This window comes from Bacillus sp. 7884-1 (genome assembly GCF_002272245.1).
Classification (GTDB): Bacteria; Bacillota; Bacilli; order Bacillales; family Cytobacillaceae; genus Neobacillus.
On record NZ_NPDD01000389.1, the window covers coordinates 1 to 222 of the forward strand.

Annotated in this window: 1 protein-coding gene; it reads right to left on the bottom strand. The window is 37.4% G+C overall.

The features are described 5' to 3' along the window. The coding region (locus CHI06_RS29270) for a DDE-type integrase/transposase/recombinase (protein WP_142301063.1) at nt 1–222 on the bottom strand (222 nt) is incomplete at both ends.

Here is a 222-nt window from a genome sequence, read left to right on the forward strand (position 1 = left end):
TCAAATTCCTGTAAATAAAGGAGTTCGGACTTTAATAAGCCAAAGAAATTTTCCATGACTGCATTATCCAAACAGTTACCTTTTCGGGACATACTCTGTGTAATTTGGTGCTGTTCTAGTGTTTTTTGATATTGTCTCATTTGATAATGCCAACCCTGATCTGAATGAAGAATTACTTGGTCTCCTGGCTGAAGACGTTCAATCGCTTGGTCTAACATGTCA